Annotated in this window: 18 protein-coding genes; 17 read left to right on the top strand and 1 reads right to left on the bottom strand. The window is 65.1% G+C overall.

The window, feature by feature from the left end:
• Positions 1-11: 11 nt before the first annotated feature.
• Positions 12-902, bottom strand: coding sequence for a protein-L-isoaspartate(D-aspartate) O-methyltransferase (locus ACQS5P_RS07805; RefSeq protein WP_428940335.1), 891 nt, complete (start codon positions 900-902; stop codon positions 12-14).
• Between the two features lie 49 nt (positions 903-951).
• Between ACQS5P_RS07805 and ACQS5P_RS07800 the strand changes: the two genes are divergently transcribed.
• The 17 genes from ACQS5P_RS07800 to ACQS5P_RS07720 all read left to right on the top strand — a co-directional run bounded on the left by ACQS5P_RS07800 (position 952) and on the right by ACQS5P_RS07720 (position 18398).
• Positions 952-2520, top strand: a complete 1569-nt coding sequence (locus tag ACQS5P_RS07800; RefSeq protein ID WP_428940334.1) for a DUF5060 domain-containing protein — start codon at positions 952-954, stop codon at positions 2518-2520.
• A gap of 398 nt (positions 2521-2918) precedes the next feature.
• Complete coding sequence (locus ACQS5P_RS07795; RefSeq protein ID WP_428940333.1) at positions 2919-3152, top strand: Flp family type IVb pilin; 234 nt, start codon at positions 2919-2921, stop codon at positions 3150-3152.
• 155 nt (positions 3153-3307) lie between these two features.
• The gene (locus ACQS5P_RS07790) at positions 3308-3502 is read left to right on the top strand and encodes a Flp family type IVb pilin (protein WP_428940332.1); all 195 of its coding nucleotides are present in this window, start codon (positions 3308-3310) and stop codon (positions 3500-3502) included.
• 162 nt (positions 3503-3664) lie between these two features.
• Positions 3665-4243, top strand: coding sequence for an A24 family peptidase (locus tag ACQS5P_RS07785; RefSeq protein WP_428940331.1), 579 nt, complete (start codon positions 3665-3667; stop codon positions 4241-4243).
• Positions 4231-4671: a TadE/TadG family type IV pilus assembly protein gene (locus tag ACQS5P_RS07780; RefSeq protein ID WP_428940330.1), complete on the top strand. Its 441-nt coding sequence runs from the start codon at positions 4231-4233 to the stop codon at positions 4669-4671. Before ACQS5P_RS07785 ends, ACQS5P_RS07780 begins: the two co-directional genes overlap by 13 nt.
• A 108-nt stretch (positions 4672-4779) precedes the next feature.
• Positions 4780-5823, top strand: a complete 1044-nt coding sequence (gene cpaB, locus ACQS5P_RS07775; RefSeq protein WP_428940329.1) for a Flp pilus assembly protein CpaB — start codon at positions 4780-4782, stop codon at positions 5821-5823.
• Positions 5824-5883: 60 nt separating this feature from the next.
• The gene (locus tag ACQS5P_RS07770; protein ID WP_428940328.1) at positions 5884-7464 is read left to right on the top strand and encodes a type II and III secretion system protein family protein; all 1581 of its coding nucleotides are present in this window, start codon (positions 5884-5886) and stop codon (positions 7462-7464) included.
• A 59-nt stretch (positions 7465-7523) separates the two neighbouring features.
• Positions 7524-8681 (top strand): AAA family ATPase, encoded by a 1158-nt coding sequence (locus ACQS5P_RS07765; RefSeq protein ID WP_428940327.1) that lies wholly within the window; start codon positions 7524-7526, stop codon positions 8679-8681.
• A 98-nt stretch (positions 8682-8779) separates the two neighbouring features.
• A complete protein-coding gene (locus ACQS5P_RS07760; RefSeq protein ID WP_428940326.1) occupies positions 8780-10192 on the top strand; it encodes a CpaF family protein in 1413 nt (470 codons plus the stop codon).
• A 23-nt stretch (positions 10193-10215) separates the two neighbouring features.
• Positions 10216-11199 carry a type II secretion system F family protein gene (locus ACQS5P_RS07755; RefSeq protein WP_428940325.1) on the top strand — a complete coding sequence of 328 codons (984 nt, stop codon included), beginning with the start codon at positions 10216-10218 and terminating at the stop codon, positions 11197-11199.
• 69 nt (positions 11200-11268) lie between these two features.
• Positions 11269-12204: a type II secretion system F family protein gene (locus tag ACQS5P_RS07750; RefSeq protein WP_428940324.1), complete on the top strand. Its 936-nt coding sequence runs from the start codon at positions 11269-11271 to the stop codon at positions 12202-12204.
• Between the two features lie 53 nt (positions 12205-12257).
• Entirely contained in the window at positions 12258-12875 is a 618-nt protein-coding gene (locus ACQS5P_RS07745) for a hypothetical protein (protein WP_428940323.1), read from the top strand.
• Entirely contained in the window at positions 12872-13573 is a 702-nt protein-coding gene (locus ACQS5P_RS07740) for a tetratricopeptide repeat protein (RefSeq protein ID WP_428940322.1), read from the top strand. Before ACQS5P_RS07745 ends, ACQS5P_RS07740 begins: the two co-directional genes overlap by 4 nt.
• 5 nt (positions 13574-13578) lie before the next feature.
• Complete coding sequence (locus ACQS5P_RS07735) at positions 13579-15051, top strand: hypothetical protein (protein WP_428940321.1); 1473 nt, start codon at positions 13579-13581, stop codon at positions 15049-15051.
• An 82-nt stretch (positions 15052-15133) separates the two neighbouring features.
• Positions 15134-15886: a PAS domain S-box protein gene (locus ACQS5P_RS07730; protein ID WP_428940320.1), complete on the top strand. Its 753-nt coding sequence runs from the start codon at positions 15134-15136 to the stop codon at positions 15884-15886.
• A complete protein-coding gene (locus ACQS5P_RS07725) occupies positions 15883-16806 on the top strand; it encodes an ATP-binding response regulator (protein ID WP_428940319.1) in 924 nt (307 codons plus the stop codon). Before ACQS5P_RS07730 ends, ACQS5P_RS07725 begins: the two co-directional genes overlap by 4 nt.
• 158 nt (positions 16807-16964) lie before the next feature.
• Positions 16965-18398, top strand: a complete 1434-nt coding sequence (locus tag ACQS5P_RS07720) for a hypothetical protein (RefSeq protein ID WP_428940318.1) — start codon at positions 16965-16967, stop codon at positions 18396-18398.
• The last annotated feature ends 45 nt before the right edge of the window (positions 18399-18443 follow it).

Genomic DNA, 18443 nt, shown 5'->3' with positions numbered 1-18443 from the left:
TCGGGGATCGTTCAGCCTCGCTCGCGCTGGATCTGCCCGGTCATGGGGACGAATCGAACGGCGGTGACGGTCTGGCTCTTTCGCGAACCATCGGGCTGTTTGGTCAGCACGACCAGTCGCTGCACTTCATAAGGGCCGCCGATGGGGATCACCATTCGTCCCCCCGGCGCCAGTTGCTGCCACAGGGGCGGCGGGACGTGACCGGCGGCGGCGGTGACGATGATGGCGTCGAAGGGCGCGGCCTCCTCCCAGCCGTAGTAGCCGTCGCCACGACGTGTCTGCACCGTGCTGTATCCCTGCTCATCCAGCGCCGCTCGCGCGGCGTCGGCCAGCGCCTGGATGATCTCAATGCTGTACACGTGTGGCGTGAGATGTGCCAGCACGGCGGCCTGGTAGCCCGATCCGGTGCCGATCTCAAGGACCTTGCTCTGCGGAGTCAACTGAAGCTTCTCGGTCATCAGCGCGACGATGTACGGCTGGGAGATGGTCTGCCCGTGCCCGATGGGCAGGGGCGAGTCCTGGTAGGCCTGGTCCTGCAACTGCCTGGGGACGAAGGCGTGACGTGGCGCGGCGCGCATGGCGTCGAGGGTAGAGGGGTCCTGGACGCGATCGCGACCGTCGGAGGGTCGCTGGATCTGTGTGAGGACCATGCGATGGCGTTCTTCGACGCGCTGCTTGCCGGCCGGGGGATTCGGCGGCCAGCCCTCGGGCACCGTGGGCGCGGCAGTCGTGATGCTGGCGCTGGCTGCGGTGGAAGGCAGCGTCGCGGGCGGGGGTTGCTGCGTCGGCTGGCGAATCCGGGTTGGCGTGAAAATCACGACCAGGGCGGCGGCAATCGCCAGCGTCAGCGTCAGCTTGCCCCAATGGTGCAGGTGACGAAGCTGCTCCGCTCGAGTCTGCATGGCACAGCTCTAAAAGTTATTATACCGGCGGCCCATACGGGAGGTGCTGTTGCGGCGTCGGTTTTTGTCCTATGTCCTGGCGGCCTGGCTGGTGCTGCCCGCGATTGCGGCGCGGGGGCGGAACATTGAGCAGTGGGGCGTTTTCGAATTGACGTTGCAGGGGCCCAGCCAGGGCAATCCCTTTGTCGATTGCGAGCTTTGGGCGCGATTCACGCAGGCTGAGACCTCGATCGAGGTTCGGGGCTTCTACGACGGCCAGGGCATGTATCGCGTGCGTTTCATGCCGCCGCGGCAGGGCCAGTGGACCTACCGGACTCGCAGCAATCGTGCCGAGCTTTCGGGCAAATCCGGGCAATTCACATGTGTCGCCGCCGGCGCGGGCAACCACGGTCCGGTGCGGGTGCGCAACACGCACCACTTTGCCTACGCCGACGGGACGGCATACAAGCCGGTTGGCACGACGGCGTATGGATGGGTTCATCAGCCGGATGAGCTTCAGGAGCAGACGCTGGCCACGCTCAAGGCATCCGGCTTCAACAAGATCCGCATGTGCGTGCTGCCAACGCGATATGGCGACGAGCGGGACCGACCACGGCGCTTTCCGTTCCTGCAACGCGACGGCGGGGGCTTCGACGTTGAGCGATTTGACGTCGAGTTCTTCGCCAACCTCGAACGGCGCATCGGGCAACTTCGCGATCTGGGCATCGAGGCGGATCTGATTCTGTTTCATCCGTACGACGAAGGCCAGATGGGCTTCGACCGCATGCCCGCCGAGGCGGACGATCGCTATCTCCGGTACGTCGTAGCCCGGCTGGGGGCCTGTCGCAACGTGTGGTGGTCGCTGGCCAACGAATTCGATCTGATGACCGAGAAAACGGATGCGGATTTCGATCGTTTTTTCCAGATCCTCCAGGCGGAGGACCCGTACGCGCATCTGCGGTCGATCCACTTCAGCCAGCGGATGTACGACCCGTGCAAGCCCTGGGTGACACACCTGAGCGTGCAGAACGGTCTTGCGGTGTCGGATTTCGGGCGGGCGGTGCTGTACCGGCAGGTCTGCGCCAAGCCGATCGTGTATGACGAAGTGCGCTACGAGGGAAACATCGAGCGACGATGGGGACAGTTATCCGGCCAGGAAATGCTGCTGCGAATGTGGATGGGCACAATTGCCGGGACCTACGTCGGCCACGGCGAATGCCTTCGGGAAGGCGACAAGCCGGTGTGGCTGTCGAAAGGCGGGGTGTTGCGCGGCAGCAGCGCCGCGCGGATCAGGTTTCTCAGGCAGGTTCTGGATGATGCGCCCGAGGAAGGGATCGAGCCGATCGATCAATTCTACGAGACGCGCATGGGCGGCAAAGCGGGGGAGTACTACCTGATCTACTTCGGCCGCGAAACGCCGCAGCAGTGGTTGTTCGAGCTGCCGAAGGACGGCCTGGCCGACGGCATGAGATTCCGTGTGGAGGTTTTGGACACTTGGGAGATGACGGTCAGGCCGGTGGACGGCACGTTCGTCATCCGCCGCCACTCGCCTTACGCGTTCCGTGCCGAAAAGGATGCAGAGATTCCGCTGCCGGGCAAGCCGTATCAGGCGATTCGCATTCGTCGCGTGCCGGAGTGACTCCATTGATTGCGTCGCCAGGTCGAGTTATCGGAACAACGGGGTGTTAAGCTGTGCCGCGGACGACGGTATTAGCAACGGCAACGGGTGCCCATGTGCTGAATCTTTTGTTGTGGACGAAACCGTGCATTGCCGCGCGTCGGATGCGTGTTATTCTTCAGCCCGTCACGGAACCATTGTGCAGCCAGTGAGTGGGAGAGACACATCTGCGTAATCGTCAAGGTTCTTCCTGACCGCTGCGCAAAGTGGGTTGATCCGAGTAGATGCAATTCGTGAGACGCCGACACGATTGAAATCGGCAGGCCGCTGCGCTGCTGCGCGGGCGGGCGCTGCGCAAAACAGCAGGGTCTTATGAGCCGTCTGACGGCTCAGGCTCAGTGGAGTTGGAGCGTGCGCGCATGCACAGCCACAACAGCAGCGGCGGCAGTGACCAGGGCAGCGAGCGCGCTTTTGTGCGCGAAGATGGTGCGGCGTCGCAGGTCGAGTACGGATTGATGGTGGCGCTGATCGCACTGATTTCGCTGCTGGCGGTGGTGATGATCGGGCAGATGACCGCCGGAACCTTCCAGACAACCGACGAAGTGGTGCGTGGCGTCAATGACGGCACGCAGCAGGTGCAGCCGAGCCCCTGATCCAATTGGGACGGCAGACGCGTCGACGGGTCGATGGTGTGCAATTCACGGTGCGGGCGGGGTTGTGGGTCCGAGGAAGCTATTCAAAGGTCGCCCCAGCGGGCGTATCGGCGACGTGGCCGACACGCAAGCGGGCAGGTTTTGGGAGATGCGTCATGTTCAAGCGTTTCGTTCGTGAAGAGCAAGGCGCCACGATGGTCGAGTACGGCCTGATGGTCGCGCTCATCGCGGTGGTTTGCATTCTGGTGGTTGCGGCGCTGGGTCAGGAGCTGGGCCAGGCCTTCGACACGGTGCAGGTCGAGGTCCGCCAGGCTAACGACACGGCCAACCAGGTCCAGCCGACTCCGTAAGTCGGGATTGGAGCAAGTCTGTCTGGCCACTTTGCCGGGGACGGCGCCGCAGACGTGGCGCCGTTCCCCGGCGGTGGGCCGCGCGAGTGGGCGCGTGCGGCCCACCGCGTGCGTCGATCATCCTCAGCTCAACTGATTCAACTGATCATGTGGACGTGTGCGATGACCAACCTGCACCAAGCTGACGCGAGCGGGCTGCTGCCGGCCGTGCCGTGGGCAGTGGTGATCCTCGTATCGCTGATCGCCGCGATCGGCGACATCCGCACCCACAAGATTCCCAACCGCATCACCGCGCCGCTGCTGTTGGGCGGGGTGATCTGGTCGGCGGTGATCGGCGGGTTTGCTGGCCTGGGGCAGTCGCTGCTGGCGACGCTGCTGATCGGGTTGCCGTTTTTCATCCTGTGGGTCATCAACGGCAGCGGCGCCGGCGACGCGAAAATGATGGGCGCGGTGGCGTCCTGGCTGGGATTGAGCGCGGGCGTGACGGTGCTGCTGGGCGTGGCGCTGGCGGGCGGAGCGCTGTGCATCGCCTATGCGCTGGCCCGGCGGCAAATCGTCTCGACGCTTGGGAACGTGGCGGCGATGAGCTCGGCGTGGCTGATGCTGCTCAGCAGCCCCGGCACCATCGCCCAGCGCCGCCAACTGATGCCCCAGCCCCTGTCTTCGCCGGTGCCGTATGGACTGGCGATCTTCCTGGGAATTGTCGCCGCGGCGATCTGGAGGGCCCTATGGGCAAGCTGATGCAGCCGACGAGCGACCGGCGGGCTCGCCGCGGGCGATGTGATCGCCGCCGCGCCGCCGCCATGGTGGAAATGGCGCTGATCCTGCCGGTTCTGATCCTGCTTGTGTTCGCGGTGATGGAGTACGGATGGATGTTCATCCGCGCCTCGCAGGTCAGCGGCGCGGCGCGGCATGGCGTGCGAGTCGCCATTCGGCCCGCCGCCACTCAGACCGAAGTCCAGGACGCCGTGGCCCTGATCATGCAGCAGGCCGGTTTCAACGAGGGAAGTTTCCAGGTCGAGATCGGCGGGCTGAACAGCACGACCGGAGGCGAGGTCACCGTCGAGGTGACGCTGCCCTATGACCAGGTTTCGCTGACGAACTTCCCGCTGCTGCCCGTGCCCGATGTGCTGCGGGCCTCGGCAACCATGGCCAAGGAAGGACCATGAGCCGACGCGGATGAAGGCGGAAGGATCAAGACAGCGGCCAGTGGTCCGGTGGCCAGTGGCCAGCAATACCTGAACTGTGAACCCTGACAACTCCTTCAGGACAGGCCTATGAAAGTCGCGGTAACTTTTCTGGTGATGTTGGGACTGCTGGCGGCGGTGTGCGCGATGATCCTGGTGAAGTCGCTGACGGCGCGACCGCTGGCGACGGCGTCGGGAGACAAAGACATCGAGGTGGAGATCCTCGTGGCGACGCGCGACATGACCGTCTCGGAGATCGTGGACAGCCGCTCGGTTGTGACCAAAAAGGTTCCCAAGTCACAGGTGCCGGATGGCGCGCTGCTGAATCCCGTGCAGGTCGTGGGCAAGGTGCTGACGGACAAGATGGTGGAGGGTCAGGCGTTCACCAAGGCGTGCTTCGCCCGGCCGAGCGAGGGCGTGTTCCTCGCCGCCTCACTGCCGCGAGGCAAGCGCGCGGTGAGCGTGTCGCTGTCGGACTGGTCGGGGATGGCGGGGCTGCTGTATCCGGGAAGCATCGTTGACGTGCTGGTCTCCTTCCGCGCACCGGGCAGTTCACAGGACTCGGTCTGCACCACGCTGCTCCAGGGGCTTCAGGTGCTGGCGATCGGCTCGCAGTCCGTGGCTTCGGACGACTACAAGGATAAATCCCCCGGCGCCCTGTCGGGGCAGAAGGTCAACCAGCGCATGGTGACTCTGCTGGTGGACCCCAAGCAGGCGGAGATCCTCCAGCTTGCGATCCAGCACGGGAGCATGTCGCTGGCGATGCGCAATCCGCTGGACACGACCCGCGAGGGGCGTCGCATGACGCGCTCGGAGGAATTGATCAACGGCAACCCCGGAAGCGGGGGCATTGCAAATGTGGCGGCGATGGCGGCGCGAATGACGATCGGCGCGGCGGCGGCCAACCGCGTCGGACGCGAGCTCAAGCCCGTACCCGCCGATGTCTGGGAAGCCCTGATCATCCGCGGCAGCGTGGTCGAGAAAAAGACCTTCGCCGAGGGCGATGTAAAGGGTGAAAAGTCTGCCCCGGGCCCGATGCCGCAAATCCTCTCACCGGATCCGACCGAGTCGATCGAGTCCCCGGTCGATACGCCGCAGACGATGATCGAAGCGCCGGCGGGCCAGCGCGGCTAGTGCCCGATCTGAATACCAGTTCCTGCACCAATGCCTCTGACAACGACGAGGGAACAGAACATGCTGTCCAACAAGTCAAAGCACATGAGCAAGACGAATGCCCGCGCCGCGGCACTGATTGGCCGGGGCGCCGCCAGCGTGATTCCGCTTGCCGCCATCCTGGCGCCGGGCGTGACGCTGGCGCAGGACGCGCCGGCCACCGGAAACGTCCGCCTCGAAGCCCGGCAGACGCATTCGGTCTCTGTCCAGGCGGGACATTCGCGCGTGATCGACGCTCCCTGGCCGGTGAAACGCGTCTCGATCAGCGACCCGTCGGTGGCCGACGTGGACATGACCTCGCCGCGGCGAATCCAGATCCTGGGCAAGGAAGCGGGCAGCACGGAGATCATGCTCTGGAGCGAGCAGGGCGAGGTGTGGCAGTCGCGCGTGGAGGTGGAGGCGGACCTGAGCCGGCTGGAAGGCCAGCTTCACAAGATGTTCCCCGACGCCAACCTGGAAGTGATGCAGGTGGGCAAGGTGATCGTGCTCCGCGGCGAGCTGACGCGCGCCGAGCAGGTCCCCCAGCTTCATCGCTATTTCGAGCTGTCGAAGCTGGACTTCATCGACGCGACGAAGGTCGCCGGAGTGCAGCAGGTGCAGCTTCAGGTGAAGGTGGCGGAGGTCAGCCGCACCGCGCTGCGGGCGATGGGGATCAACACGCTGTACACGGGCGACGACTTTTTTGGCGGGGTGCAGCTCGGCTCGTCGGCCGGGCCGTTTACCCCGATGAATATCGGCGTGCCCGAGGGCTACACGATCGGATCGGGCCCCACGCCCTACACCGTGGCCGAGGGAGGCATCGGCGTGCCCCCAACCGCCACCATGTTCGCCGGGTTCCCCAATTCGGATCTTCAATTCTTTATCCAGGCGCTGGCGGAGAATCAGTATCTGCGCGTGCTGGCCGAGCCCACGCTGGTGGCGATGAGCGGGCAGGAAGCAAGCTTCCTGGCCGGTGGAGAGTTCCCGATCCCGGTGGCGCAGGTTGGCGGCGGCGGGACGACCGAGATCAGCATCGAATACAAGGAGTTCGGCGTGCGGCTGTATTTCCGGCCCACCGTGCTGGGCGACGGCAGGATACACCTGAAGGTCACTCCGGAGGTCAGTGAATTGTCGGATGTGGGTGCGGTGGAGGTGCTGGGGACCAGCGTTCCCTCCGTGCTGAGCCGACGGGTTGAGACCACGCTGGAGATGCAGAGCGGCCAGACGTTCGCCATCGCGGGACTGATCAGCCGCTCGGACAACGCGCGGTCGTCGAAGGTTCCGGGCTTGGGCGATCTGCCGGTGCTGGGGCCGCTGTTCCGCTCGGTGCGCTATCAGCAGCGCGAGACCGAGTTGCTGATCATGGTGACGGCGTCGCTGGTGGAGCCCAGCTCGACAACCGGCGACGTGGCGCTGCCCGGAGACACGCATGTGACGCCCAACGATTGGGAGCTGTACCTGGATGGCAAGATCGCCGGCAAACCCAGGCCGCTGGCGCCCGCCCAGGCCGAGCAGCTCAAGGCGATGGGCCTGAATGAGCTGCGTGGGCCGGGCGGATGGGTGAGCCACGACGATGTTCCCAGCTCCCTGGCCGGTGAAGGCCGCAGCGGCGACGTGAAGTGATGCTGCATCGCACCTGGTCGAGCCGTCCCGCCTGCGGGGCGTGAGCGGAACCGAATCGCATGAGCGCGCAGAGCAACGTACTTCTGATGACCGCGGATGTCACGGTGGTGACGGAGGTCAGCCGCGCCCTCAGCGGCAACGGGCACGTGCTGGACCCGACCTGGCCACAGACGACGCGCGACCTGCTGGCGCACCTGAGCCGCAGCAGCGCGGCGATGCCGGTGGTGCTGGTGGATCTGGATCCGCTGCCGCGCCAGATCCTGAGCGATCTGGAGCGCGTTGTGGCGCGCTTCCCCGGATCGCGGTTCGTCGGGCTGGCTGATCAACTGAGCAGCGAGCTGCTGCTGGAATCGATGCAGGCGGGGCTTCGCCGGGTCGTTTCGAAGAGAACGATGCACAGCGAGCTGCACGCGGTGCTGGATCGGTTGATGGGCGGCGCGTCGTCGGGCGGCACGGCGCAAGGAGAGTTGCTGACGATCCTTTCCGCCAGCGGCGGTTGCGGCGCGACCACGCTGGCGGTGAACCTGGCACACGAACTGGCCAGGCAGCCCTCGGCCACGGGCGGACAGCGCGCCCTGCTGATCGACATGGACTGCCACTACGGCGCGATGGCGACGTACCTGGGTCTGGAGCCGCGGTACGGGCTGGAGCAGATCCTCAACTACAGCGGGCCGATCGACACCGACCTGCTCAGCACCACCGCCAGTGCCTGGGGCGATGAGCTGCACGTGCTGGCCAGTCCGGCAAGCATCCGCTTCTGCAAGCCCGAGCCGCTGAACATCGAGCGGCTGGAACAGGCATTGAGATGCGCCCGCCAGGCGTATCGGCATACGATCGTCGATGCGCCGCGGGTGGGGATGGAAGTCGCCTCGATCCTTGCCGCCGCCAGCACCCGCACGCTGGTGGTCTTTCAGCTCACGGTCAAGGACATTCGCATCGCCAGGCAGATGCTGGATGCGCTGGTGGAGTGGGGCGTGCCGCCGGGCAATGTGTTGCCGGTGGCCAATCGCTGCGCCCGGCGACAGATGATCAGTCTGGACGACGCCAGCAAAGCGCTGGGCGGAGTCAGGATCGCGTGCGTGCGAAATGACTGGTCGGCGGCGATCGCGGGGCTGAACTACGGACAGACGCTGGCACAGGCGGCGCCGCGGTCGGTTTTGCGGAAGGATCTTCAGGAACTGCTCGAAACACTGATTCCGCAGTACAAGCCGACGTGAGCGGAATCGAGCGACGGTCCGGCGGCCGCTTGCGCGGCGCGTGAAACCGGCGGCGGAACGGGCCACAGCACCCTTAGCGACAGTGGAGACGTGTGAAGATGTTTGGCAGCCGACACACAACACCCGCAACGACAGGCAAGTTGCCGTCGCCGACCGCACCCGCGGCGGCGGGCAACGGGCATGGTAACCACGAAGGCAACGGCAACGGCGCTGGCGCGGTCACGACCACGCCGGGCCAGGATGCCGTCAAGCGGCAGGTCCACAACCGGCTGCTGGAAACGCTGGACCTCGTGCAGGCACGCCGCATGCCGCGCGAGCAGCTTCAGGCCGAGTGCTCCCGCCGCGTCGATCAGCTTCTTGGCGAGCAAAAGACCCCGCTGTCGGCGCCGGAAAAGGCCAAACTGCTTCGCGAGGTGATGGACGAGATCTTCGGCCTGGGGCCGATTGAGGAACTGCTTCGCGATCCGCGGGTGACGGACATCCTGGTGAATGGTCCGTACCTGATCTATGTGGAGCGTGGCGGACGACTCGAGGAGACGGAGCTTCGCTTTCGCGATGACGAACATCTGATCCAGGTGATCCAGCGGATCGCGGCGCGGGTGGGGCGGCGGATTGATGAAAGCTCGCCGATGCTCGATGCGCGCCTGGCGGATGGCAGCCGCGTCAATGCGATCATCCCGCCGCTGTCACTGGACGGCCCGTCGATGAGCATTCGCCGCTTCGGGACGATTCCGTTCGACATTTCGCGGCTGATCGGGGTGGGCGCGCTGACGGAAGAGATGTCGATGTTCCTGGAAGCGTGCGTGCGCTGCCGGATGAACATTCTGATCAGCGGCGGCACGGGCTCGGGCAAGACGACGCTGCTGAACGTGCTGTCGAGGTGGATTCCGGCGGGCGAGCGGGTGGTGACGATCGAAGACGCCGCCGAGCTTCAGCTTCAGCGCAAGCACGTCGTGCGGCTGGAAACTCGCCCGCCGAACATCGAGGGCAAGGGCGAGGTGACGCAGCGCGACCTGCTGCGAAACAGCCTGCGAATGCGTCCCGACCGGATCATCATCGGCGAGGTGCGCGGCGCCGAGGCGCTGGACATGCTTCAGGCGATGAACACCGGTCACGACGGCTCGATGACCACCGTCCACGCCAACAGCACCCGGGACGCGGTGCGGCGAATCGAGAACATGGTGAGCATGGCCGGGCTGAACTTCCCGGTGCAGGCGATCCGGCAGCAGATGGCGGCGGCGATCAACCTGATGGTGCAGGTGGCACGTCTGACGGGCGGCAGGCGAAAACTGCTGAGCATCTCGGAAGTGACCGGCATGGAAGGCGAGACCTTCTGCATGCAGGAGATCTTCCGCTTCCGCCAAACCGGCATCGACGCTGAAGGCAACGCCACGGGGCATTTCGAGGCGTGCGGAATTCGCCCGCAGTGTCTGGAGAGGATCCTGGCCGAGGGAGTCAAGCTGCCGCCGGACATGTTCCGGCATCGTGTTCTGGAGACGGCCAGGCCGTAAGCCACAACAGCGAGACGACAGTCATGCTGGAAGCCGAAAGAATCCGACTGATCTTCATTCAGATCTCCGTGTTCGGGCTGATCGTGGCGGTGTGGATCGGCGCGGTGATGCTGTGGGTGCTGTATCGCTCGCGGCAGCGTCATCGCATTGAAAGGCGGCTGTACGCCGGCAACGACCAGCAGAGCGCCACCGAGCGTGTGCTGCGGCTGTGGCACGAAGGGAAGGCGGCGGAGACGGTCGTGCCCGGCGGGGCGGCGCCGACGCTTCGCCAGCGGCTGGAGCTGATCCGCCGCCACGCCGGATGGCAAACCCCGCTGCCGCAGATCATCCTGCGCCTGGTGGCGAGCGTATCGCTGCTGAGCCTGCTGGTGCTGCTGATCACGCGCAATGTTCTGCTGGCCGGCGCGACGGCGGCGGTGCTGCTCATCGGCTTCCGCGGCTACCTGATGTACTGCATCAACCGCCGCCAGGCCCTGTTTGAAAAACAGCTCATCGACGCGCTGGACCTTGGGGCGAGGTCGCTTCGCGCCGGACACCCGCTCAGCGGCGCCTTCCGCCTGATCTCCGAGGAGATCGATCCTCCGCTGAATGCCGTCTTCGCCGAGATCGTCGATCAGGAATCGTTCGGCGTGAGCATCCAGCAGGCGTTGGCGCAGGCGGCATCCAGGTCGCTCAGCCCGGACATGCGCATCTTCGCCGCATCGGTGATCATCCAGCTTCGCAGCGGCGGGAACCTTGCCGACATGATGGATCGCGTGGCGTGGGTGATTCGCGACCGCATGCGACTCAACCGCCGCGCCCGCGTGCTCACCGCCGAAGCCCAGCTCAGCAAATGGGTGCTGCTGGCGTTGCCGATCGGGCTGTTCGTCGCTTTGAACCTGATGAACCGGCAGTACATGCAGCCGTTCTTCGACACCTTCGAGGGCGGAATGATGCTGCTGGTCGGCGGGGTGATGCTGGCGATCGGCACGTGGATCATGAATCGGATGTCGGTGTTGAAGTACTAGTGGCCAGTGGTCAGTGGCCGCTGCTCAGTAAGCGGTGACGGGAAATTATTGACGAGTAGCGAGTAACTCATGACGCGCGATCTGTTGATTCCCATCCTGGTGTTCTGCTCGGTGATGCTGATCGGATCGGCGTTGCTGCTGGTGCGGTGGGTTCGCCAGCGGATGCTCCAGGCGCGGCTGTTCGGCGCGACCAGCGGCGGCGCGGGCTTCACGTCGGGCAGCACCGGTGGTGCGGCGGTGATGAGCCAGGCCGGCTTCATCAGCGCCGTGGATCACCTCGGCCGGGCCGTCACCAGCAACAAGCCGGTCCAGAACGATCTTCGCGAGCGGCTGCTTCAGGCCGGGTATTACGACGAGCCGGCAACCTCGATCTACATCGGTGCGCAGGTGCTGCTGGTGCTGCTGGGCATTCCCTTCGGCGGGGTGATCGCGTTTTCGTTCGACCTGTCGCTGCCGGTACGGATCGGGATCATCTTCGGCTGCGTGGCTGTGTTGGGGTTAATTCCCAACATCGTGCTGGCCGTGCGCCGCAGCCGTCGCAGCGGCGAGGTCCGACGCAATCTGCCCGACGCCATCGACCTGCTGGAGATCTGCGTCTCGGCCGGCATGGGTCTGGACATGGCCTGGAACAACGTGACCGACGAAATCCGCCCGGTGAGCCAGATTCTGGCCGACGAGATGTCGCTGGCGAGTCTGGAGATGCATCTTGGCGCGCAGCGTGCTGAGGCGCTGCGACACATGGCGCATCGCACGGGGGTGCAGGACGTATCGTCGCTGGTCGCCACGCTCGTGCAGTCCGAGCGCTTCGGCACCAGCGTCAGCCAGGCGCTGCGAACCTACGCCGACGCCATGCGCACCGAGCGAAGCCAGCGCGCCGAAGAACAGGCCGAGAAACTCGCCGTCAAGCTGCTGTTCCCGATGGTGATGTTCATCTTCCCGTGCATGTTCATCGTGATTCTGGGACCGGCGGTGATCAAGATCGCCGCGGTGTTCATGAAAGGCTGATCCGAGCGGCAACTGCAAAGTGACCTGCGAAATCACACGAATGGGAGAAAACCATGCGATGGATGAAGGTCGGTGTGAAGACGACGGCGATCAGTGCGGCCCTTGTGGGGCTGGCGGTGGTCGGATGCAGCAATGACAAGAACAAGGGCAAGGAGGTGGCGGAGCAGGCGCCCGACGAGCGAACGCTGAACACGATGATGGTTCGAGCCGCCCTGGAGCAGGATACGCGCAACGCCGTTACCGCCGAACGGATCATCTACTCGTATCACTTCCATCCGGCGACGGCGTCGCTGAATGATCTGGGCGAAAGGCAGGTGCAGGTGCTGGCCGAGACACTGCACGATCAGCCCGAGGCGCGGGTGAGCGTCGTCCAGGGCGACGCCGGTGAGGATCTGTATAAGCGACGGCTGGAGACCGTCCGCGCGCGATTCGCCGAAGCCGGTGCCGATGCGAGCAAACTGCATGTTGGTCCGGGCGTTCCCGGCGGGCCGGGCGTGTCGTCGGAGCTGATCTGGCGGAGCTATCAGAGCGCCGCACAAAACGGCGGCAACGGCGGCGGCCGCGGCGCCGGATCGGGCGCGTCGATGTCCGGACGGTCGTCTTCCGGCTCCGCCAGCAGCGGACGCACCGCCCGCGGTGCAAGCGGCTATCCCGCAGGGAGGGCGCAATGAACACGTCACACTCGAAGTATCGGTCGCCGCCAGGCGCCTGCTGCGCGCTGCTGAGCATCGCGATTCTGCTGGCAACCGGTTGTGCCTCGGGCAACAAGAGCCAGGCCACCAGCAAGGCCGACACGCGTGATGCGAGGCGGCAACAGGTTGAGGATGAGTTTGATCGCGGCGCCCGTCGTCAGCCCAGCGCGCGAACGCTGTACGCGATGGCCAGGATCCTCGTCGCCAAGGGCCGCGACCGCGACGCAATCTACCTGCTGAACCGAACCGTGCAGCAGTATCCGAAGTTCGCCCCGGCCTACAACGAAATGGCGGGGATCTATCTGCGGTCCGACCGCGTGAATGACGCGATCGAGGTGTTATCGATGGGCTTGAAGCATGCGCCTCATGACAGCGTGATGCGGAACAATCTGGGGCTGTGCTGGCTGGTGAAGCAGGAATACGCGCGGGCGGCGGGCGAGTTCAAGATCGCCGCCGACGCCGCACCCGACAACGCCGTGTACCGCGCCAACCACGCCCTGGCGCTGGGGATGCTGGGCCGAAGCGACGAGGCGGCGAAGGTCTACGACGGCGTGATCAGCGACGTGTCGATCGAGCACAACCTGTCGGTGCTGGCCAGGGCACGCCATCTGCGGCCGGGGGCGGCGACGACGGCGCCCTCGGCGGTTTCGATGTCGCGTGGCGGCGGCGAGGGTTAGGCAGCATGCTGGTGATGGTCACAAGCGGGCCGCTGCGAGGCAGGATTGTCCGGCTCGACGCGGCCGGTCTGTCCGCGGACGTCGTGGCGAGGCTGGAGCCACTTCCCGTGCACGCGCTGCCGCAGCAGGGCGCAGACAACCCGCCCCAGCCGGGCAGTCGTTTTAACCAACTCGGCGCGCGTCGGGCCGCGGCCAGTCCAACCACAACACGCGCCCCTTCATACGTCCAGCGCATTCAAAGGCACGTGCCTGCCGAGCAGTCGGACACGCTCGGCCAGGGCAGCGATCCTGATCGCGATGCGTTGGATCAGGCTGATGATCAGCAGAACCGTGCCGTCATCGAGCCGCAGGATGCCTCGCCACGATTGTCGTTGCCTGATGCATCCAGGCGCGATGCGATCGTCCGACGAAGCGTCGCTCCGATTCTGCTGGCTTCGGTCTTGCAGGAGCCGCAGCAGTCGTCGCTGCCGGTTGCGGCGGCGGAGGACGTGCCGGGCAGACCCGCGCCGCGGCTGTGGCGATGGATGCCGGTGATTCTGCTGGGGGTGTTGCTGCTGGTGATCCTCTCGCATGCGGCGTTGTATCTGCGGACCCAGGATTCGATCCACAGCCTTGGCACGGAGCTGACGCGGATCGCCCAGGCGACGGCGGGGCGCGACCCCCGGGCGGATCAAGAGCTGCTTGGCGCCATCGAGCGCCAAATCAAAACCGGCGTCGCCAGCGAACGCGCGGCGATGCTTCAGGAGATCGCCAGCATCGTGGCCAGCCAGCAGCAGTCGCAGCTTGCCAGTCTGGACGCGCAGCTTCAGTCTCGACTCCAGGCACAGCAGCGAGCGATGGAGCAGAAGCTGGCCGCCAGATTCGGCGACACTGTGCAGTCCGGTCCTGTCGAAGCTTCCGCCGGGCCAATGCCGCATGCGAGCCCGACTGGGAGGTCACCGGCGATGATGGATCGGGCACAGGCGATTTTCTTCATCGACGCATCGTGCGGTCTGGAGGCAATGCTGGGCGTGGTGCGGGAGGAGATCGATCGCGAGATGGTTCGACTCGGCACGCAGGCTCCAGTGCAGGTGATGTATCTGGATCCCAACCAGCGGCTGGTCGAGTTTGCGGCGCAGAATCTGGAGCAGGTGTTGTCGAATCCGGCGATGGCTGTGGACGTCAACTCGAGCCTGCGCCGCCGCGGCGAGCTGATCGACCACGGAACGATGGAGCTGCCAGAGGCATTGGTGCTGGCGCTGAGCAGCGGGCCGCAGCAGCTCTATGTACTTTCGGACAGCTTGGGAAAGCGTGGCGATCTGGATCGCCGCGAAACAGTGCGGCGGCTGGCGGCGGCGAATCGTGGAGGCCAGGTGCGGATACATGCGATCCAGTTCGGCTCGCTCGACGGGCGTGACATGCTGCGGTCCATCGCCCGCCAGAACCGCGGAAGCTACTCCTTCGTCAGCGCCGCCTCGGGACGTCAACCCGGGGGATGAGACTGCTCGGCAGCGAGAGGGGACTTTTTCGGGGCGGATTGCCCGTTCCGCCTCCCGCCCATAACGCATTAGCATTTGAAGCGTGTCGCAATCCGGGTCAGAAGATCGATCAGCACAGCAGGCGGGGGGTTCGGCGCCGGGCAGTCCGGCGCAGGGGCTGGAAGTGCAGCCGCTGCTGGCGGCGATCGTCGCCTCGTCCGACGATGCGATCGTCAGCAAGGATCTGAACGGCATCGTGCGAAGCTGGAACGCCGCCGCCGAACGCATCTTCGGCTATTCCGCCCAGGAGATGATCGGCCAATCCATCCTGAAGATCATTCCCCCGGAACGTCCAGAAGAAGAGCAGCAGATTCTCCAGCGGCTGAGGCGGGGCGAACGCATCGAGCATTTCGAAACGGTGCGCGTTCGCAAGGACGGGCAGCGGATCGACGTATCGGTGACGATTTCGCCAGTGCGGGATGAACATGGGCGGATCATCGGCGCTTCGAAGATCGCGCGAGATATTACGGCGCTGAAGCGCATGTTGGCCGAACGAGAGCAGTTGCTGGCCAGCGAGCAGGCGGCCAGACGCGAGGCGGAGCGCGTCAGCCGGATGAAAGACGAATTCCTGGCCACGCTCTCGCATGAGCTGCGCACGCCGCTGAACGCGATCATCGGCTGGACGCATCTGCTGCGGTCGGGGGCGGCCGGGCCGGTCGAGCTGGCCGAGGGACTCCAGATCATCGACCGCAACGCCCGTGTCCAGGCGCAGCTCGTGGAGGACCTGCTGGACATGAACCGGATCATCTCCGGCAAGATGCGGCTGAACGTGCGTCCGGTGATCTGGCGGAGGTGATCAACAACGCGGTGGAGTCGGTCCGTCCCGCCGCCGAGGCCAAGGGCGTGCGGCTGGTAAGAGTGCTGGATCCGGACGCGGCAGTGGTCAGCGGCGACGCCGGACGGCTTCAGCAGGTGTTGTGGAATCTGCTGTCCAACGCGATCAAGTTCACTCCGCGGGGCGGACAGGTGCAGGTGACTCTTCGAAGGGTCCGTTCACATGTGCAGGTCTGTGTCGCCGATACCGGGCAGGGGATCAGCCCGGAATTTCTGCCATACCTGTTCACGCGTTTTGCCCAGGCGGATGCATCGGCCAGCCGCAGGCAAGGCGGGCTGGGGCTTGGGCTGGCGATTTCGCGACATCTGGTGGAGCTGCACGGAGGAAGCATCATCGCGTTCAGTGAGGGCAAGGACCAGGGCGCTACGTTTATCGTCTCGCTGCCGTTGAGCGCTATGCGCGAGCAGTACGAGCAGCCACCTTCCACGGAGCCGGGCTCCAGTGCCTTCCCGCAGGCTGTGGCGCCGTATCAGATCGACCTTTCGGGTGTGCGGGTTCTGGTGGTGGATGATGAGCCGGATGCGCGCGAGCTGGTCAGGCGAGTGCTGGAGATGAACCGCGCTCAGGTACAGACCGCCGAGTCGGCGGCCCAGGCGCTTGAGTTGCTTCGGCGAATTCGGCCAGATCTTGTGCTGGCGGATATCGGAATGCCCGGAGAAGACGGATATCAGTTCATCCGCAAGCTGAGGCAGTTGCCGCAGGCCGAAGGCGGCGGCACGCCCGCGGTGGCGCTGACCGCCTTTGCCCGCTCCGAGGATCGCCGCAGGGCGCTGCTGGCCGGCTACCAGATGCACGTGCCCAAGCCTGTGGAGCCGGCGGAGCTGCTGGCGGTGATCGCCAGCGTCTGCGGAATCGCCAACCGCTCGACCAGCTCGCCCTGAAAACAGAGATCCCCACGCCGCCGATCAACACAAACCAACGCCGGTTGTTGCAGAGATGGACGCGAATAAACCCTCTTTGCGTTTATCCACGTTCATCGTCGACTGGAGTGTATCTCCTGTTCCAATCCCGGCGGCAGGCATTTCGCAGGAGGTCAAACATGAACCACACATTTCAAGTTGTCTTGCTCGCGGCGTGCATGGTGTTGACTTTGGGCATCTGGCGGCAGGTGCCGGCACAGCAGGCCGGTGAGTCTGATGCTCCGGTCACGTTGAAAAGCCCGCGAATCGAAGGAAGTCTTGATCTGGGCAACAACGTGCCGATTCGCTGGAAGAAAGCGGATGGCTCCGGATACATCAACATTCTTCAGGTCGATGAGAATGGCACGGTCCGGCTCTGCAATGATCCGTACTTCTGGGAATCCAACGATATCGACCACCTGATGCGCAAGGTGATCGAGGTGCGTAATCCGCACACGAACTACCCCGATTTCCGCCTGCCGTTTACGCGCACGAACAACATCAATGCCGATTCGAAGCTCGTGCTGCGCTCGCTGAGCCTGATCGAGACGAACGATCCTTCGGAGATCAATCTGGTCCGCACCGGAACCGACAATCCGAAGGATCCCGACGAGAACGGCGCCATCGCCAACGGCGCCGTCACCGGCTTGATCCGCTGGATGGGGCGGCGGGTGAAGAGCACCAGCACCAGCCCCCATTCAGGCTATATCACCGATGCCGAGATCGTCGCCCGCAACTATGGCACCTCCGAGAAGGACCATTATGGGGCGATTGTGTTCCAGGTGATGGACAAGCGCTTCGGCCCGCAGGGCGACAGCGGCATCGTGGTGATGATGAAGCGGGGCGTGCGCATTGGGGCGTTGAAGGGGTCGCCGGGGGATGGCGTGGTTGGCTCGATGCTGGAAGTCAACTGCGACGACGATCGGCCAGTGATCGTGCGCCGCTCGGACGCCGCGACCACGCGGCCTGTGATGCTGGCGCTGGCGACAGGGCAAAACGGCTCGCCCGCGGATACGAGCAATACGCTGGGACTGATCCGGGCAATCCCCGACGAGCCGGCAGGGTCGCGAGGATCGTCGCGAGTCGAAATTCAGACCAGCCGGAACAATCAGCTTCACAGCGACTGGGTGTTGCCGGTTCCGGCGGCGAAGGTGAGCTGCGGCGGCACGCCCCAGCGTATTCCCGCCGGCCAGCTCGTGCTGCTGCACTTCGATCGCGAGCAGTATGATACGGACAACATGTTTGAGCCTTCCGGGCCGACGGAATCGGCGGGGACTCGCCTGACTTGTCGCACCGCAGGCCGCTACGCCATCAGCGCGTCGGTGGAGTTTTCTGCCAACGGGCAGGGAAGCCGCCAAGTCCGCGTGCGTCGCAACGGGCAGGAGGTGGTCGCCGCCATGCGCGTGCCGGCCGTCCAGGACGAGACCACGCAGATCACCTTCACCTCGCCGCCGATCGACATGTCGCCCGGCGACTATGTCGAATTGCTGGTGCGGCAGACCAGCCAGCAGGCGCTGGAGGTGCCGGCCAGCGGTTCGAGCTGGCCGGTGTTCAGCATGACGCGGGTGGGATGAAAGCGAACGTCCACGGGCCGCAGTTGCGACCCGTGGACGTTGACG

The sequence above is a fragment of the Fontivita pretiosa genome, assembly GCF_050410795.1.
Lineage (GTDB): Bacteria > Planctomycetota > Phycisphaerae > Tepidisphaerales > Tepidisphaeraceae > Fontivita > Fontivita pretiosa.
The sequence above is the reverse complement of the archived record's forward strand: the minus strand, read 5'-3'. Positions and strand labels throughout refer to the sequence as shown.

Coding starts and splice junctions, on each gene's coding strand:
- ACQS5P_RS07805 (WP_428940335.1), bottom strand. CDS start 902: ATGCAGACTCGAGCGGAGCAGCTTCGTCACCTGCACCATTGGGGCAAG.
- ACQS5P_RS07795 (WP_428940333.1), top strand. CDS start 2,919: ATGCACAGCCACAACAGCAGCGGCGGCAGTGACCAGGGCAGCGAGCGC.
- ACQS5P_RS07790 (WP_428940332.1), top strand. CDS start 3,308: ATGTTCAAGCGTTTCGTTCGTGAAGAGCAAGGCGCCACGATGGTCGAG.
- ACQS5P_RS07785 (WP_428940331.1), top strand. CDS start 3,665: ATGACCAACCTGCACCAAGCTGACGCGAGCGGGCTGCTGCCGGCCGTG.
- ACQS5P_RS07780 (WP_428940330.1), top strand. CDS start 4,231: ATGGGCAAGCTGATGCAGCCGACGAGCGACCGGCGGGCTCGCCGCGGG.
- cpaB (WP_428940329.1), top strand. CDS start 4,780: ATGAAAGTCGCGGTAACTTTTCTGGTGATGTTGGGACTGCTGGCGGCG.
- ACQS5P_RS07770 (WP_428940328.1), top strand. CDS start 5,884: ATGCTGTCCAACAAGTCAAAGCACATGAGCAAGACGAATGCCCGCGCC.
- ACQS5P_RS07765 (WP_428940327.1), top strand. CDS start 7,524: ATGAGCGCGCAGAGCAACGTACTTCTGATGACCGCGGATGTCACGGTG.
- ACQS5P_RS07760 (WP_428940326.1), top strand. CDS start 8,780: ATGTTTGGCAGCCGACACACAACACCCGCAACGACAGGCAAGTTGCCG.
- ACQS5P_RS07755 (WP_428940325.1), top strand. CDS start 10,216: ATGCTGGAAGCCGAAAGAATCCGACTGATCTTCATTCAGATCTCCGTG.
- ACQS5P_RS07750 (WP_428940324.1), top strand. CDS start 11,269: ATGACGCGCGATCTGTTGATTCCCATCCTGGTGTTCTGCTCGGTGATG.
- ACQS5P_RS07745 (WP_428940323.1), top strand. CDS start 12,258: ATGCGATGGATGAAGGTCGGTGTGAAGACGACGGCGATCAGTGCGGCC.
- ACQS5P_RS07740 (WP_428940322.1), top strand. CDS start 12,872: ATGAACACGTCACACTCGAAGTATCGGTCGCCGCCAGGCGCCTGCTGC.
- ACQS5P_RS07735 (WP_428940321.1), top strand. CDS start 13,579: ATGCTGGTGATGGTCACAAGCGGGCCGCTGCGAGGCAGGATTGTCCGG.
- ACQS5P_RS07720 (WP_428940318.1), top strand. CDS start 16,965: ATGAACCACACATTTCAAGTTGTCTTGCTCGCGGCGTGCATGGTGTTG.